The following is a 17731-nucleotide window of genomic DNA, read 5'->3' on the forward strand; positions in this document are numbered from 1 at the left end:
TTGAAAAAGTCAGTTATTTAAAACCGATTATTTGATATTAATTATTTAAAGCAAACCTCGCCCCAACGTGCTAATCCTGCGGTGACAGAGCCAAAATCATTACCTTTAACAATAGGAACATTGGGTAACTGTTGTTCTATTGCTTGGCATAAAATAGGTGAACGAGCCGAACCTCCAGTCATAAAGATAGCGTCCGGTTTTATTCCCCCTTGTTTTACCGCATCATTAACCAATTCAATCATTTTACTTTTTGGTGATTCAATAGATTCAACCATTTGATCACGTTCAATCGTTAATTCTAAGGTTTCACTTAATAACGCGATATTAGCAATATATTCAGGAGAATCTGATAAGGCAATTTTGGCTTTTTCAGCACGTCGAACAATGCTGTAACCCAATGTTTCATTATAGACTTCAATAAGGCGTGTTATTTTTTCAGGCTCTTTTGCGTCCCGTCTTAACTGATTTAATACAGCAAGGTTTTGACGAGAATAAAAATCTTTTTGAGCTTCTACATTATTAATCGCAATAGGATCCCAGAACTGTTTCAGAGGTAATTTAATACCTGAAGACGTTAACCCTGTCATACCAAATAATGGCATAATTTGTTTAAAAGCAAGGTAAATATCAAGATCATTACCACCAACACGTTGTCCACTATGCGCAAGTAATGTGTTTGAACGGTCGGTTTTACCTTGATAACTTGGCCCCATTTGAATTAATGAGCAGTCAGTTGTACCACCACCAATATCAACGACTAATACAGTTTGGTCTTTAGTTAACGTCGACTCATATTCAAGTCCGGCAGCAACAGGTTCAAATTCAAACATAATATTCTTAAAGCCAGCTCTTTTAGCTGCACGGATAAGAATGCTTTCAGCTTGCCTATTTGAAGCATCGCCACCTAACCCATTAAAGTTAATAGGTTTGCCAATAACGGTATCTGTGATCGCTTCTTGTGTGGTTTTTTCTGCTTGGTGCTTAATATTTGCCATCATGGCGCAAACTAAATCTTCAAAGAAGCTAATTTGTATCTCATGTAGGCCTGATGCACCTAAAAAGGATTTAGGTGATTTAACGTAATAGACATCACGAGGATCACGTAGGTATAAACTTAATGCAGATTGTCCGAAAAGAATATCTTCAGGAACTAATTCAATATCTTCTTCTCGATTAAACGCGATCGATTTTCTTAGTAATTGTTCGCCAACTTCACTGGACGGTTTAATATTTAAATGGCGAAATAAGTGCTCAGAAACGGATTCACGGGTTGGCGCACAAAGGGTTGATGGAATATACACATCATTACCTTCTAAAGGCAAAAGAGTGGGTTTTCCCTCTTTCATCATTGCAACAGAACAATTCGATGTTCCGTAGTCAAAGCCAATAAACATTTAGCCTCCCCAATAGACTTCATTAAAAAAAGACTGAGCACTCTACATCAAGCTTTTTGTAATTACCATCAGATTATGTGGCTTGAAAGAGAGAAAATAAGTGAAATCATTCAGCATATTAGAGGCTTAGAGAATAGAGTTGCTATTTAGAACGGATATAAAGTAATTTTTATCACAACTCATCGTTATTGTTAAATTGGGTTTTAATCCACCTAAATAACAGTCAACCGAGTCGGTAAATAAATGAAATAAACACCCCACTGCAATGGCTTTTAATTTCCATGAGGGTAAAAACCATATGCCTAAGTAAATTAAAGCTGCCCAACTGGTATGTAATGGGTGAAAACCCACGCTACAACGGTTGGGATCAAAAATAGGTGTTGCTAACAAATGGTCAATATCAATAGCCATTGTTCCTATCATAAGAAGTGAGGCTATCTTCCAATTCTTACGCCAGAAAAGATAGCCTAATAAAATAGGAGCTAAAAAGTGCAAGCTGTAATGTAAAAGCGTTCTAACAATCTCAAATATCACATAAACCTCGTAACAGTATCTACTTTTAACGGTTCATTTTAAATAAATAACACCCTGCTTTATTTGGTTTTATTCAAGAATTTCTTCACCATTAGCTTTTAAAATAGCCTTCATCATCCAATGTTTTTTAGACCAACCATAAAAAATAAGATGTGATGCTTTATCATCATAATTATAGTCATGTGGCGTATTTATTACGGTTATTAGCCCATTCCAAATGGGTATAAATAACGTTTTAAAATATTGAGATTGGGTATCAATATAGTTCTCTGCCCATAAGATAAATTGTTGAAGCTCTTCTTGTGATGAATAAGAGAGGTAAAAAATACATTGTCGCCATGCATATTTCTAGAAAAAATTATTCTGTCAGAAATAACACTTTATAATTTAATAAAAACATACGATCAAAGCGTGTCATCACATGCTCTTAAGAGTATAGTAGTCAATCTTTCAGCCAGACTAGATATAACAATTTTTATTATGGAATCAGCGTTTTCTGCTCAAAATATTCGACATATTCTTGCTAATAACACACCTATTATTGATGTGCGTGCGCCTATTGAATTTAATCAAGGTTCGATCCCTAATGCTATCAATTTGCCTTTAATGAATGATGAGGAACGCGCTGCTGTGGGGACTTGTTATAAACAGCAAGGTTCACAAAAAGCGGTTGATTTAGGGCATCAATTGGTGAGTGGTGAAATTCGTGACAACCGTATTGCAGCTTGGCGTGAAGCTTGTGAGCAATTTCCCAATGGTTATATTTGCTGTGCTCGAGGAGGAATGCGTTCTCATATAGTTCAGCAATGGCTTAAAGAAATAGGTATAGATTATCCATTAATTGAAGGTGGATATAAGGCGTTAAGACAGACTGTTATTGAAATGACCAATGAATTGGTTCAACGGCCTATTATCTTAATTGGTGGATGTACTGGTAATGGAAAAACGACTTTAGTGCGTTCATTACCTGAGGGTATTGACCTTGAAGGTATTGCACACCATCGAGGTTCATCTTTTGGCCGCACTGTAGAAGAACAATTTCCTCAAGCCACATTTGAAAACCATCTTGGTGTTGAAATGTTGCAGAAAGCACCGAAATATACACGATGGGTACTTGAGGATGAAGGTCGTGCTATTGGCGCCAATGGATTACCTGAATGTTTACGAGCAAAAATGGTTGAGGCTTCAATAGTTGTTGTTGATGATCCCTTTGAACGACGCATAGAACGTTTGAAAGCAGAATATTTTGATCGTATGACACACGATTTTTTAGATGTTTATGGCGAAAATGAAGGCTGGCAAGCTTATAGTGATTATTTACATCATGGGCTATTTGCAATACGTCGTCGATTAGGCTCTCAAAGAGCCTCTGAATTAACTCAATTACTTGATAAAGCATTAGAAACACAAAAAATGAGTGGTAATACAGAAGCGCATTTTTCTTGGTTAACCCCTTTACTTAAAGAGTATTACGATCCTATGTATCGTTATCAATTAAGTAAAAAGGAAGATAAAATTATTTACCAAGGAAGTTATGAAGAAGTCATGCAGTGGTTTAAAAATTAGTAGATAGCTAAGATTTCTTGTATTAAATGCGTATACCAAAGAAAAGCCCCGTAAATTTATGTTACGGGGCTTTAATGCTGTAATGATCCTAAACTTTGATAATGAGATAAATATATTATTTCCAAAATGGAAATTAGAGATTGCTTTTTTGTCATTAGGTTTCAGTTTCTTTGACGACTAGAATGCCTCTTCATCAGAATAATTGAGGTGGCTGGATGACAAAATATATCCTTTTTAGCTTTTGTTTAGTGCTGATTTACCCTCTTGGTGTGGATTTACATTTAACAGGTTTAACGGCAATAGCGAATGATTTAGACGCATCAGAAGCGACATTACATCAAGCTTTTTCAATTTATTTAATGGGCATGGTTTCATCCATGTTAGTTGCAGGATGGTGTAGTGATAATTTAGGGCGTAAGCCCATTGTATTGCTTGGAACAGCTATTTTCTTATTGGCATCATTTAATGCGGGAATTTCTGTAACGGAAAATAATTTTTTGATTGCACGTTTTTTCCAAGGTATTGGGGCTGGGTTTTGTTACGTTGTTACCTTTGCGATATTACGAGATACATTAGCTGAAAAACAACGCGCTAAAGTCCTTTCTATGATAAATGGTATTACTTGTATTATTCCAGTATTAGCGCCTGTTTTAGGTTTTCTGATCTTATTAAAATTTAAATGGCCAGTGATGTTTTATGCTATGGCAATCTATGCGCTATTAATTTTTATTTATTGTTTCTTTGGAATAAAAGAAACTAAACCAAAACAGTGGACTAAAAATAAAAATAACACAATCACTGGTGAGTCTTTCTTAAATAGTTTCTTTTTAAGTCGTTTGCTTATTTCATGCTTGGGAATGAGCGTGATCCTGACTTATGTTAATATCTCTCCAATCGTGATTATGCAACAAATGCATTACACTACTGGGCAGTATTCAACAGCAATTACATTGCTTTCAATGGTCAGTATGGCAACGTCGTTTATGATGCCTAAAATTTTAACAAAACTTCGTTATGAAACCATTTTATATACTGGCTTATCGAGCTTTTTAGGTGCAGTTATTTTTCTTTTTATTGGAAAAAACAGTGATCCTCGTTGGTTCTTTGCTTCATTTTCATTATGTGGTGCGGGGTTTGCGTTGTTATTTGGTATTATAATGAGCCAAGCGCTCTCTCCATTTAGTCAGCGTGCAGGGCTTGCCAGTTCGATTTTAGGGATTTCGCAATTGAGTTTTGCATCTCTCTATATCTGGACTATGGGATGGTTGGGAATATCTGCACTTAATATGCTGATGGTTATATTGTCTGCTAGTTGCCTTATTGGTTTTACCTTTTTGCATCTCTTTCGTTCTTCTGGACAACAACAAAAGGTGAATTGTGATGCATAAGCCATTACATCGAATAGACTTGAATTTATTAGTTATTTTTCAAATTCTTTTACAAGAGCGCAGTGTTACATTAACTGCAAAATGGTTGTCTATTTCGCCTTCAGCAGTCAGTAAAGCATTGGCTAAATTACGGATTTGGTTTGATGATCCCCTTTTCGTTCGTAGCCCTCAAGGATTAATTCCAACACCTTTGACATTAAGTATTGAAGAGTCTCTTTCTGATTTTATTAATATTGGTAACCATATCGCGAGCAAGCAAAATAGCGAAACGCCTAAAGGTGTTCATTTCAGTTTAATATTAGAATCTCCTTTACATCAGGTACTACTCAATCAATTTCCTTTGGAAATATTGAATTATTATCCTCAATCAATGGTGCAAATACGAAATTGGGAATATAACTCGTTATCAAGCATTATCGATGGTGATGCTGATATTGCTTTTTTAGGTCGTGAATATTATTCAGGCTCTAAAGAGGCGTTACATTTATTACCTGAAGTCATCGATTGTGAAGAGCTTTTTCGTGATACACCATTGGTTTATGTTCGAAAAAATCATCCTTTATTAAATGAACCTTGGAATTTAGAGACATTTTTGCACTATTCTCACATTTCAACAGAATATGATAAACGTGCCCATTGGGCACTAGATGATATATTGGCAGAGCATGGGCGTTTACGTAATATCGCGATAACTTACACGTCATTTGAGCAAACTTTATTTACGATTTCTCAACCTAATCATGAACTCATTACTTGTTTGCCTGGATATTGTGTCCATTATACCTCACGAGTTTTACCTAATTTAGTAACATTGCCTATCCCTCTACCACATAGTGTTTCTGAACAACTTGATATTTCATTTATTTTACTATGGCATAAACGCCATGCGTATAATTCTAAAGTGCTGTGGTTAAGAGAAACTATCAAAAATAGTGTTAATCAGTTTATGCAGAAAAATACTTATTAAAAGTTTTACTGCTATTTTTACTGCTATTTAAAATAGAAAAAGGTGCAAATGCACCCTCTTCTATTTCTTCTATTTCTTCTATTTCGTCTATTTCTTCTATTTTACTTTTTAAATTTAGACGAGAAAAATCATAATCCCACAATTTGCCTATTTTTAGGATAAGAAAGGGTGTAATTTAGAGGTAATGATTTTTCCTCTTTTGCACCTAATGTGATATTCCATTTAATTTCGCCAGTATCTTTATCAAGTACGCCATCTTTATAAACCGTATCTGCTACATTGATATTGTTTTCCTGACTCAGTGGTAGCTGATCGTAAATAGTTACTTTTACAGGAGAATTGTAAGTGTTTCTTACTTTAATGGTATAACTCTCTTTTTGTTCAATCGTTGTACCAATAAAGATAGGCTCTTTTCTTATCTTCTCATTGTTAATACGGCTAATTTGAATGTTTTTATCTATTCCAAATGGAATGCTAAGTAACTCTGTTAATTCGTTAGTATTAATATAACTATTGCCAACAAAGCTATTCATATAATAGATATTCGCACGACCATTGAGTAGATTTAAATTTTCCCAATCTTTCACTTCAGCTTGTAAATAAACTTCTTCAACTAATTTTGGCGTTGTTAAATAGCGATAATCTGCAACAACTTCTTTTTGATTAATCACTAATGTATTAGGCTCTGTGCTATTTTTTAAGGTGTAAGGTAACGCGATAGCATGGCTTAAATTAATACCATTATTATTGGTTGTTACGTAACGAGTTACACCTTTACTTAATTGCTCTCTTGGTGCTTCATTCATTGCCTCTGACACGGGAGCTGGCATTGCCATCTTCATATCCATATTCGAATTTCTGAATTTCGCAGTGTTATTATAAAGAGATAAATACCAAGGTGATAATGTTGGCGCAGTAATATTAAGTGATGGGTTTGTTGATGTTAAAACCAGTTTGACTTTATCCCAATTTAGGCCTGTATTTTGAATAACATCCGCCTTGTAGGTAAGTAATATCGGCTTATCCATTCCTTGGCTTCGAATATCATAAGCGGGTGACCATCCCGCATCTGGTGTTATATAAGAAATACGCATTTTACTGGTTAGGTTTTTTGATGTGCCTAAAGATAAAACAATTTGTGTTTTCTCTTTTGCAATAATTGGCATATCAATTTCTAATTGTCGGTTTAATTCTTCTAATTGTTCGGTAAGTTTAGCTATTTCTTCACGGGCTAATTTCTGCTGATTTAAAATGGATGTCATTTTCTGACTGATAAAATCAAATTTTTGAGATGATTGTTCTAATGACTGCGTTTCGCCATAGCCAAAAAATGATTGATCTTTAAGTAATGCAATTTGCTCATCACCCACATTAATATTGATGTTTAGCACTTCAATTTGTTTATTAATTTCTTTTTGTTTATCTATTAATACAGTGATTACTGTAGGATAAATTGGTGCAATAGGAATTTTTTTAACGTTAATGGTGTTAATAATCACATCGTTATTATCAATGCTAATTGACAAGCTTTTAGGATCAATATTGTTTGCAATATTAGATAAAACAACTTCACTCTGCCCAGCGGGTAAATTGAGAGTTACGTTATTATCGAGTTCAGCACCCCGTAGAAAAATAGTTGCTTGATTGAGTTTTATATCATAATTAAGCGGTTTTGTGGGATCTACCGAGTTGATTTCATTAGCAAAAGCACTGGTTGAACTAATAATAGATAACGTAATAAGCGATAGTGTTAGTTTGTTGGGTTTAATCATCATTTTCATTCTATCCATAGTTGATGAGCAGTATTAGTAAGAACGGCAAAATAGAGATGTATTGTTGTACAAGTATATTTAGATAGTATTGCATCTCTAATAAATTAGATAACAGAATAAACTTAAAGATCTAATAGCGTGAAGGTGAAAAGAATAGATAAAACAGTATATTAGTATTTTTAATTAAATGAATATTTAAATAATAAGGATTATCTTAATGATGGGGAAATATTTAGCTTTTATTAGCTTTATATCGTCTTGTTTAGATAAGAATAAGAGAAAAATTTCAGTAATAAACAATGAAAAAGGCAGTTTAAAAATAAACTGCCTAGGATAAAAATATTACTATCGATTTTTATTTAACAACTTCACCGCTGTCGATAACAGTTTTACGCACTTTATCAGAGAAATCTTGCGCTTCTTTAATAATGGCTTTTTCATCAACTGTTAATAATTGGCGATCTTCCATTAAGATTTTTCCATCAACAATGGTATGACGAACATTACTTCCATTTGCACCATAAACTAATGCTGCATAAGGGCTATACATTGGCACCATGTTAGGTGATTTAGTATCAACAACGATAATATCAGCAAGTTTACCTGATTCTAAAGATCCCAATTTATCTTCCATATGTAATACTTTCGCCGACCCCATTGTTGCCAGCTCTACAACGGTTAATGGTGGCATAGCAGCACGATCTTTATTCTCTAACTTATGGATTTTACCCACAAGATTTAGCTCATTCATCGTCGTTAGTGTGTTACTTGACATTGGGCCATCAGTCCCTAAACCTACACGAACACCTTTTTCTAGCATCGCGACGACAGGCGCCACACCTTTCGCTGATTTAGTATTTGCACTTATATTATGAGCGACACCAACATCATATTTTTTCAGTAAATCAATATCGTTATCATCGACCATAATTGCGTGAGCCGCGATAACTTTATTATTTAACGCTCCGATATCTGCCATATATTGAACTGGGCTTTTACCGCCAGTACGTTTAGCGATTTCTTCTTGTTCACGATCAGTTTCAGCTAAATGGATCATAACAGGAACATCAAGTTCTATTGATAACTTAGCAATTTTCTGAAGGTTTTCTGTGGTATTTGTGTAAGGAGCATGTGGTGCAAATGCTGGGATAATACGAGGGTGATCTTTATATTCTTTAATAAAGTTTACTGCGTATTGGATACCCTCTTCTGGTGTTTTTGCATCGGCAACAGGGAAATTAATAACAGACTCTCCTAATACTGCACGATTACCCATTTTATCAACAGTCTTGGCTACTTCATCTTCGAAATAATACATATCAACGTAAGTTGTTACGCCACCTTTTACCATTTCGATATTTGCAAGATCAGCACCTACTCTGACCATTTCGCGAGAAACCATTTTGCTTTCAAGTGGGAAAATATAACGGTGAAGTCTGTCTGGCACATCATCGGCTAATGAACGAAATACCGTCATCGAACCATGAGTATGGGTATTAATTAAACCCGGCATCACAATATCACCATCAACATCTAATACTTTATTAGATTGATACTCTTTAGAAAGCTCAGGGCCACCAACGGCAATAATTTTATTTTCTTTTACGACAACAGTACCCTGTTCAATGATTTTATTTTGCTGATCCATAGTCAGAACAGTGCCGTCAACTATCATCAAATCAGCCTGTTTTGCCGCGTAACTAGAAAAGGAGACAGCCATTACAGCTAAAGCAAGCATAGATTTAGAAAATGACATCATTACCTCTCGTCTTGATGGGAAAATTTCCTTAAGATTATAAATAAATTCATTGGTTTTTGATATCAATTGAAAGTGAATGAGATCACCGAATAAATAATTAATTGAAGTTATTATCGCATTTGTTTACTGACTTAAATTAAGCGCGCTTTTTTTGTTGTAAAAGCCACTTATCTAATTCATTCGCAAAAAGTTGGCGGTCACGCTGACTTAAACTTGCGGGTCCTCCAGTTTGAATACCGCTTGCTCTCATCGTATCCATAAAATCACGTATATTTAAACGTTCACGAATAGTTGCTTCAGTATAACGTTCACCTCTTGGATTCAGTGCTACTGCGCCCTTTTCTATGACTTCGGCAGCTAATGGAATATCAGCGGTAATAACCAAATCATCTTTATTGGTGCGGCGAACAATTTCGTTATCAGCAACATCAAACCCAGCCGAAACTTGTAATGTACGTAAGAAAGGCGATGCAGGTACAATTAATCGTTGATTAGCAACAAACGTAATAATCACTTTTTCTCTATCTGCTGCACGATATAACACTTCTTTGATTACTTTTGGACATGCATCAGCATCAACCCATATAGGCATAACAACACTCTCTTTGTTATCTTCGGTATTAAATGGTCTATATTTATGGTGTTTAAAATAACACATTAATACTAACTAAGTGATTGAAGCTTTACTCTTTCTCGTCTCCTTTTCTTTATTTGCTTAAAAACCCTTCTTTTTATGCCTTTTTTGTTTATTTAAGCATCCATTGTGCATGAGATCACAATTTTACCTTGATCAAAATCAAAGATGTATTCTATTTGCCATTTTTATGTTGATGAATACCAAAACTTAAATTATAAAGCGAATGATAATAATTACCGATCTCATTAAGGTCTGCGACTATGTGCATTCAATTTAAATCTTGCTTCGTGTTGTCCGCTTTAACACTCTCACTCTCTCAATATGCTATTGCTGATAATGCTCCACCTAAAGAAGAAACACTTGTTGTGACAACAACACGTAGCGCAACTTCTTTATGGAACAGCCCTGCTACTATCCAAGTTATTGATAAAGAAACATTAAGCCAATCAAATTCATCTTCTATTGCTGACCAATTACGTGATATTCCTGGTGTTGAAGTTACAGACAATAGCCTTGCTGGCCGTAAACAGATCCGTATTCGTGGAGAAGCATCATCGCGTGTACTTTTATTGGTTGATGGACAAGAAGTAACCTATCAACGAGGCGGTCAAAATTATGGTGCCGGTATTTTAATTGATGAATCTGCACTAGAGCGTATTGAAGTGGTTAAAGGCCCCTATTCTGTGCTTTATGGCTCACAAGCTATTGGCGGTGTGGTGAATTTAATTACTCAAAAAGGTGGCGATAAGCCTTTTGGGGGAAATGTCAAAGTCGTTTATGACTCAGCAACGATGGGATGGCGAGAGTCTGCATTAATTTCAGGTACTGTCGGTGATTTTGAATATCGCCTTAATGGAAGTTATGCCGATCATGGTGATAGATATACTCCTGATGGGCGTTTACCTAATACGCATTTTAGAAATAACGGTCAAGGTGCATGGTTAGGTTATAAAGTGGATAAACATAAGTTTGGTCTTTCGCTCGATCGTTATAATTTATCAACACAATCTTATTATGCTGATGAAGGAAAATATCAAGAGTTTAGCGTTAAAGTACCTAAACTTGAGCGTGAAAAAGTCGGTTTATTTTATGACTATGATGCTGATACAGATTATTTCAAAAAACTTCATATTGATGCCTATACACAACGTATAGAGCGAAAATTTGAAAACCGTGTTGGTGTTGTTACCCCAACGGGTAGCCCAATGATTGGTAATTTAACCGTTAAAAACCGAACTCAGTCTGAAGACACTCAAAATACTTATGGAATGACTATGCAGGCTAATTTTACTTTACCTGCAAATAATGAGTTAATTTTAGGCGCTCAATATCAACAAGATAAAGTAAAACAAACGTCCGCTGGGCAGACTTCTTCAAATAGTACAACGGGTTTTCCACCTGCTGTTAATTATGAAAAACAATCTCTTTTGCATAACCGCAGTAAACAAACCAATATCTCTGTTTTTGCCCAAAATGATTGGAAAATAACAGATGATTGGTCATGGACTATGGGCGCCAGACAATATTGGTTGGAATCAGAATTACAAGATGGTGATGAAACTATTCACCATAATAAAACAGGAACAAGTTATAAGACATTAGCTTACGATTCTGTGAAAGATAACGCTTTTATTGTGTCATCTCATTTGCGTTATTCTGGATTTAAAGATACAGAATTACGTCTCGCGTTTGCACAAGGTTATGTTTTCCCGACACTTGTTCAGCAATTCATGAACACAACTGCTGGCGGTGCGGTGACTTACGGTAATCGCGATCTTGAAGCTGAACATTCTAATAATGTGGAATTTGGTGCGCGTTATAAAGGGAATAATTGGTACATCGATAGCGCGATTTATTATTCTGAAGCTAAAGATTACATCACATCTATCGCTTGTGCGGGAGAACGTATTTGCGAAGGAAATAGTAAAACTGGCCGCGCAGATTATTTCTATTACGACAATATCGATCGCGCGAAAACTTATGGTATGGAAGTGATGGCTCAATACCAAGGTTGGTCAATTACTCCTTATGTTTCTGCCAATGTGATACGTCGTCAATTTATTGGTTCAACATTGAAAACATGGGATACCGGTGAACCAACATTAACTTCTCGTATTGGTGCTAAGCATTTATTACTGCTCAATAATATGAATCTAATGTCGGACTTATATTTAAGAGCAGCAACAAAAGCGAAAGATCATAGTAACCCCGAAAATAAACAGCACTATGCAGGTTGGACGACGATTAATCTTTCATTGAGTACAGAATTTGGTCATAACGATCAATACCGTATTAACTTCGATTTAAATAATATTTTAAATAAGCGTTATCAAACGGCTCATGAATCTATTCCTGCCGCGGGGATTAATGCAGCAGTTGGTCTGACATGGGCATTTTAATTATGAAAAAAATAGTAATCGCACTTAGTTTGTTATTGTTGCCTTTTAACTTAATGGCAAAAGAAAACAAAAATAATGAACGCTGGGTTATTGCTGGAGGCTCTATAACGGAATTGGTTTATGCCATAGGTGCTGGCAATAAGGTTGTCGGTGTTGATGAAACAACGTCTTATCCTGAACAAACACAAGCATTGCCTCATATCGGATATTGGAAACAGTTAAGTACAGAAGGCATTCTGTCATTACGCCCTTCTACTTTTGTGACTTGGGATGATGCTGAACCTAGAATGGTATTACGCCAACTCGCACAACATAATGTAAAGGTTATTTCTTTACCAAGAACACCCGCTACGTTTGAATTAATGCTTAAAAATATTCGTACCTTAGCGGTTTCATTAGATAAACAGACAGAAGCAGAAACTTTGATTAGTTCACTGCAATCTCGTTTAACGACGATCACAGCTAAAAATAATCACATTAAGCGCAAAGTAAAAGTATTGTTCTTTCTTTCACCAGGAGGGGGAATTCCTCAAGTTGCAGGAAAAAACAGTGTTGCAGATGCCATTTTGGCATTAGCGGGTGGAGATAATATCGCCACTCACGAAAATTATCGTATCTATAGCGCAGAAGCCATTATCGCGGCTGACCCAGAAGTTATCGTTATAACCACACAAAGCCAACAAAACCATACTGGCGGTATAAGATCCTCTGAAGGATTAGCGTCCGTTCCCGGTGTCTCAATGACACAAGCATGGAAAAATCAACGCATTATTGAAATTGATCAATCCCTTATTTTGGGAATGGGACCTCGTATTGTGGATGCCGTGGAGTTATTGCATCAACAATTTTATCCCGCTGATCCTGTTAATGATAATAAGTAGGAATGATTTAATAATGAAAGAGTTAGTCGCAACACATAGCACGCAATTTTCGACTGAAATCGATCTTACTCCCCATTTTGCACTTGAGGGTGATAGCCCTTTTCGTGATAGACATGCCACAATGCCGTGGCGAGGCTCTGTACCTATTGCGAAAGGAGATCAACAATCTACATGGCAAACACTGTTAAACAGTAAAACGCCTGCGTGTAAACGTTTGTTGTATATTCATATCCCTTTTTGTGCAACGCATTGTACATTTTGTGGTTTCTATCAAAATAACTATCACGAAGCAGCCTGTAAGCGTTATACCGACGCATTACTGCGTGAGATATCGGCTGAATCAGATAGCTTACTTTATCAGTCAGCACCAATTCATGCAGTTTACTTTGGCGGTGGAACCCCTTCTGCATTATCAGCAAAAGATCTCTATCGTGTGATCACACATTTACGCCAATCACTCCCCTTAGCACCAGATTGCGAAATCACGATTGAAGGTCGCGTTTTAAATTTTGATGATAATCGAATTGATGCTTGTTTAGATGCAGGTGCAAATCGATTTTCTATTGGTATTCAAACCTTTAACAGCAAAATACGTAAACGAATGGCAAGGACATCAACCGGTGAAGAAGCCGCTAAGTTTATGAAAGGACTCTGTTTACGAGATAGAGCTGCTGTGGTGTGTGATCTGTTATTTGGATTACCGGGACAAAATGCGCTGAATTGGCAAGAGGATCTGACTATTGCCCATGATATTGGCTTAGATGGTGTCGATTTATATGCCTTGAATTTATTGCCAAATACACCATTAGGTAAAGCTGTCGAAAATCAACGTGTGACAGTACCAACACCGATAGAAAGGCGAGCGCTTTATCTTCAAGGTTGTGATTTTATGGATAACGTGGGTTGGCGTCAGATCAGTAATAGTCATTGGGCTAGAACAACTCGTGAACGCAATCTCTATAATTTATTAATTAAACAAGGCGCGGATTGTCTTGCCTTTGGCTCTGGTGCTGGTGGTTCAGTTAATGGTTATTCTTGGATGATTGAACGCTCACTCGATAATTATTATCAAAAAATCACGGATAACCAAAAACCGTTGATGATGATGAGCCGTACAACAGACAGCGGTTTTCGTTGGCGTCATGAACTACAAGCGGGCATTGAATGTGGTCGTGTTGATTTAGCCAAATTAAGTCCGCAAGCGACTCAGCTCTCCCCTTTATTAAATCAATGGTATCAAGCAGGTCTTGTTGAAGATGATTTTCTTTGCATGAAACTGACCAATGAAGGTCGGTTTTGGGCAAGTAATTTACTGACTTCCTTACAGCAATTAATTTTGCAGTTAAATACTCCTCGTTAATCTCATCACCCTTACTATTAATGAAAAGATGGAAACAACATCATGAATACAGAGTTACAACAATTTTTAATGACAGAGCCTGATGGCACATTGGAAACTATTGCGACGCAATTTAATACAACGTTATTAGACGTTGTAAGACATTTACCATCACGTTCATTAATGGGTGGTGAGCAATTCGATATAGTGTGGGATAACGTCATGAAATGGGGTAATGTCACCACGCTTGTGCATACTCAAGATGTTATTTTAGAGTTTAGCGGTGAATTACCAAGTGGTTTTCATCGTCATGGCTATTTTAACTTACGTGGTAAAAAAGGAATGACAGGCCATATTAAAGCCGAAAATTGCCAATATATTGCGATGATCGAGCGTAAATTTATGGGTATGGATACCGCCTCTATCTTATTTTTTAATCATGAAGGCGTTGCAATGTTTAAGATTTTCCTTGGTAGAGACGAACATCGTCAATTGTTACCAGAGCAATTATCAGCCTTCCGTCAATTAGCACAACAATTAAATAAGGAATAATTGCGCGTGAAAACATGGGTTATTTTTGGCGCTGGCGGTAAAGGTGTTGGCGCACATATTGCAGATATTGGCGTTACACAACGACGCCCTATTGTGGCTTTAGTTCGTTCCGAAGAGGCAGCTAATCGGTTAGAAGAAAAAGGGATCAAAACAGTTATCGGCGATGCGATTGATGCTAAGGCTGTTGAAGCTGCTTTAACATTGGCAGGAAAAGAAGCAGACATCATTTCCACAATGGGCGGTGAAAATGATTATTTAGCTCATCGAACCGTAATTGATACTGCGGAGAAAATGGGTTTTCAGCGTATGTTAATGGTTTCTTCGTTAGGGTGTGGCGATAGTTGGGTCGCGTTATCTGACAGAGCAAAAGCCGCGTTTGGTCAAGCTGTGAGAGAAAAATCATTGGCTGAAGTGTGGTTGCAAACCAGTCGTTTTGATTATGCGATTGTCAGACCCGGTGGATTACTGAATGGTGAAGAAACGGGTAAGGCTCAGCTTTATCAATACGAAGAAACTCATGGTTTAGTTAATCGCCGAGATGTTGCACGTTTAGTGGCACAACTTCTAGACGCTGACCTTTTAGACGATCAAGTCTATGCCGTAGTTGAACCTGGTTTAGTGCCTTCTAAATAAGCACGTTATGTATTAATATCTACTCTATTATTCTTGGAGATAGCACTTTTGTGTTATCTCTTTTTTCTTATTTTTCTCGTGGGCAATAACTCACATTACGATGTGTTTTTCTCTCACAACAAAAATTCCTTTATAGTCATTCGTCACTTTACTGTCTTAATAGGGGTAACTTGTGGCATAATGCCGCCCCATTACCTTTTGTCATTCACTAATAATGAGTATTCGTCTTGTTAATCAGCAATAATATCACTATGCAGTTTGGCTCAAAGCCTCTGTTTGAAAACATTTCTGTCAAATTCGGTGGCGGAAATCGCTATGGTTTAATCGGTGCCAACGGTAGCGGTAAATCAACCTTTATGAAAATTTTAGGTGGCGATTTAGTGCCAAGTAGCGGCAACGTATTTCTCGATCCTAATGAACGCCTTGGTAAACTAAAACAAGACCAGTTTGCTTATGAAGAGTTTACTGTGCTTGATACGGTAATTATGGGTCACACAGAACTTTGGGAAGTGAAGCAAGAACGCGAACGCATCTATAGCTTACCTGAAATGAGCGAAGAAGACGGTTTACGTGTTGCTGATCTTGAAGTGAAATTTGGTGAAATGGACGGTTATACCGTTGAATCTCGTGCTGGCGAATTATTGCTAAACGTAGGTATTCCATTAGAACAACATAATGGCCCTATGAGTGAAGTGGCTCCCGGTTGGAAATTACGTGTGTTACTTGCGCAAGCCCTGTTCGCTGATCCAGATATTCTATTATTGGATGAACCGACGAATAACTTGGATATTGATACCATTCGTTGGCTTGAGCAAACGCTAAATGAACGTAACAGTACCATGATCATTATTTCCCATGATCGCCACTTCCTAAATATGGTCTGTACGCACATGGCAGACTTAGACTATGGTGCGCTTGCTGTTCATCCCGGTAACTACGATGAATATATGTTTGCAGCGACTCAAGCTCGCGAACGTTTATTAGCGGATAATGCGAAGAAAAGAGCACAGATTAGTGAATTACAATCTTTCGTGAGTCGCTTTAGTGCTAATGCATCTAAATCACGCCAAGCAACCTCTCGTGCAAAACAAATTGAGAAAATTCAATTAGCAGAAGTGAAAGCGTCTAGCCGTCAAAACCCATTCATTCGTTTTGAACAAGAGAAAAAATTATTCCGTAATGCGCTTGAAGTGGAAAATATCTCTAAAGGCTATGATGATAATGCCCCGCTGTTTAAAGACGTCAATATGATGCTTGAAGTGGGCGAAAAAGTGGCTATTTTAGGTAATAACGGTGTGGGTAAATCGACAATGATCAAAACATTAGTCGGTGAATTAACACCTGATACAGGTCGTTTAAAATGGTCTGAAAACTCAAACATTGGCTATTATGCACAAGATCACGCAACTGATTTTGAAGTGGATATGACAGTATTTGATTGGATGAGCTTATGGATGAAACCAGAAGACGATGAGCAATCTGTACGCAGCGTATTAGGTCGTTTACTGTTCTCTCAAGATGATTTGAAGAAATCAGTCCAAGTTTTATCTGGTGGTGAAAAAGGTAGAATGTTATTTGGTAAGCTAATGATGCAAAAACCAAACATTTTAATTATGGATGAGCCGACCAACCACTTAGATATGGAATCTATCGAATCATTGAATATGGCATTAGAGCTTTATCAAGGTACGTTGATTTTCGTTTCTCATGACCGAGAATTCGTTAGCTCATTAGCAAACCGTATTATTGAAATTACACCTGAAAAAGTGACTAATTTCCAAGGAACTTATGATGAGTTCTTAGCGAAAAAAGGTGTTGAGGCTTAATCGCCGCCCTATTTATTAAATAGTAGATAAGATAAATGAAAAAGGCTTAGTGAATTGACTAAGCCTTTTTAAATTTAGATAAAT

Annotated in this window: 14 protein-coding genes; 9 read left to right on the forward strand and 5 right to left on the reverse strand. The window is 36.6% G+C overall.

The window, feature by feature from the left end; translation table 11 throughout:
* Positions 1-41: 41 nt before the first annotated feature.
* Positions 42-1394, reverse strand: a complete 1353-nt coding sequence (yegD, locus tag JEP36_RS03950) for a molecular chaperone (protein WP_040133165.1) — start codon at positions 1392-1394, stop codon at positions 42-44.
* Positions 1395-1520: 126 nt separating this feature from the next.
* Positions 1521-1928: a DUF6122 family protein gene (locus JEP36_RS03955; RefSeq protein WP_040133164.1), complete on the reverse strand. Its 408-nt coding sequence runs from the start codon at positions 1926-1928 to the stop codon at positions 1521-1523.
* 480 nt (positions 1929-2408) lie between these two features.
* On the opposite strand from JEP36_RS03955, the gene mnmH reads away from it, so the two are divergent.
* The 3 genes from mnmH to yidZ all read left to right on the forward strand — a co-directional run bounded on the left by mnmH (position 2409) and on the right by yidZ (position 5849).
* Complete coding sequence (gene mnmH / locus JEP36_RS03960) at positions 2409-3494, forward strand: tRNA 2-selenouridine(34) synthase MnmH (protein ID WP_040133163.1); 1086 nt, start codon at positions 2409-2411, stop codon at positions 3492-3494.
* A 215-nt stretch (positions 3495-3709) separates the two neighbouring features.
* The gene (locus JEP36_RS03965) at positions 3710-4882 is read left to right on the forward strand and encodes an MFS transporter (RefSeq protein WP_040133162.1); all 1173 of its coding nucleotides are present in this window, start codon (positions 3710-3712) and stop codon (positions 4880-4882) included.
* Positions 4875-5849 (forward strand): HTH-type transcriptional regulator YidZ, encoded by a 975-nt coding sequence (gene yidZ, locus JEP36_RS03970; RefSeq protein WP_040133161.1) that lies wholly within the window; start codon positions 4875-4877, stop codon positions 5847-5849. The genes JEP36_RS03965 and yidZ overlap by 8 nt, the downstream gene beginning before the upstream one ends.
* Before the next feature lie 128 nt (positions 5850-5977).
* Here yidZ and JEP36_RS03975 read toward each other — a convergent pair whose 3' ends face one another.
* From JEP36_RS03975 to JEP36_RS03985, 3 genes are all read right to left on the reverse strand, one after another.
* Positions 5978-7624: a DUF4139 domain-containing protein gene (locus JEP36_RS03975; protein WP_232805406.1), complete on the reverse strand. Its 1647-nt coding sequence runs from the start codon at positions 7622-7624 to the stop codon at positions 5978-5980.
* 352 nt (positions 7625-7976) lie between these two features.
* Complete coding sequence (locus tag JEP36_RS03980; RefSeq protein WP_102086737.1) at positions 7977-9377, reverse strand: amidohydrolase; 1401 nt, start codon at positions 9375-9377, stop codon at positions 7977-7979.
* 139 nt (positions 9378-9516) lie between these two features.
* Entirely contained in the window at positions 9517-9972 is a 456-nt protein-coding gene (locus tag JEP36_RS03985) for a YaiI/YqxD family protein (protein WP_040133470.1), read from the reverse strand.
* 305 nt (positions 9973-10277) lie between these two features.
* Between JEP36_RS03985 and JEP36_RS03990 the strand changes: the two genes are divergently transcribed.
* From JEP36_RS03990 to JEP36_RS04015, 6 genes are all read left to right on the forward strand, one after another.
* Entirely contained in the window at positions 10278-12416 is a 2139-nt protein-coding gene (locus tag JEP36_RS03990; protein WP_040133159.1) for a TonB-dependent receptor plug domain-containing protein, read from the forward strand.
* 2 nt (positions 12417-12418) lie between these two features.
* The gene (locus JEP36_RS03995; RefSeq protein WP_040133469.1) at positions 12419-13297 is read left to right on the forward strand and encodes a heme/hemin ABC transporter substrate-binding protein; all 879 of its coding nucleotides are present in this window, start codon (positions 12419-12421) and stop codon (positions 13295-13297) included.
* Positions 13298-13310: 13 nt separating this feature from the next.
* A complete protein-coding gene (gene hutW / locus JEP36_RS04000) occupies positions 13311-14657 on the forward strand; it encodes a heme anaerobic degradation radical SAM methyltransferase ChuW/HutW (protein ID WP_052038365.1) in 1347 nt (448 codons plus the stop codon).
* A gap of 42 nt (positions 14658-14699) precedes the next feature.
* On the forward strand, positions 14700-15188 hold the full coding sequence (gene hutX / locus JEP36_RS04005) for a heme utilization cystosolic carrier protein HutX (protein WP_232797447.1): 489 nt from the start codon (positions 14700-14702) through the stop codon (positions 15186-15188).
* A gap of 6 nt (positions 15189-15194) precedes the next feature.
* Positions 15195-15821: an NAD(P)H-binding protein gene (locus JEP36_RS04010; protein ID WP_040133157.1), complete on the forward strand. Its 627-nt coding sequence runs from the start codon at positions 15195-15197 to the stop codon at positions 15819-15821.
* A gap of 227 nt (positions 15822-16048) precedes the next feature.
* Positions 16049-17647, forward strand: a complete 1599-nt coding sequence (locus JEP36_RS04015; RefSeq protein WP_040133156.1) for an ABC-F family ATPase — start codon at positions 16049-16051, stop codon at positions 17645-17647.
* The last annotated feature ends 84 nt before the right edge of the window (positions 17648-17731 follow it).

The organism is Proteus sp. PR00208, from assembly GCF_016238545.1.
In the GTDB taxonomy this organism is placed as follows: Bacteria; Pseudomonadota; Gammaproteobacteria; order Enterobacterales; family Enterobacteriaceae; genus Proteus.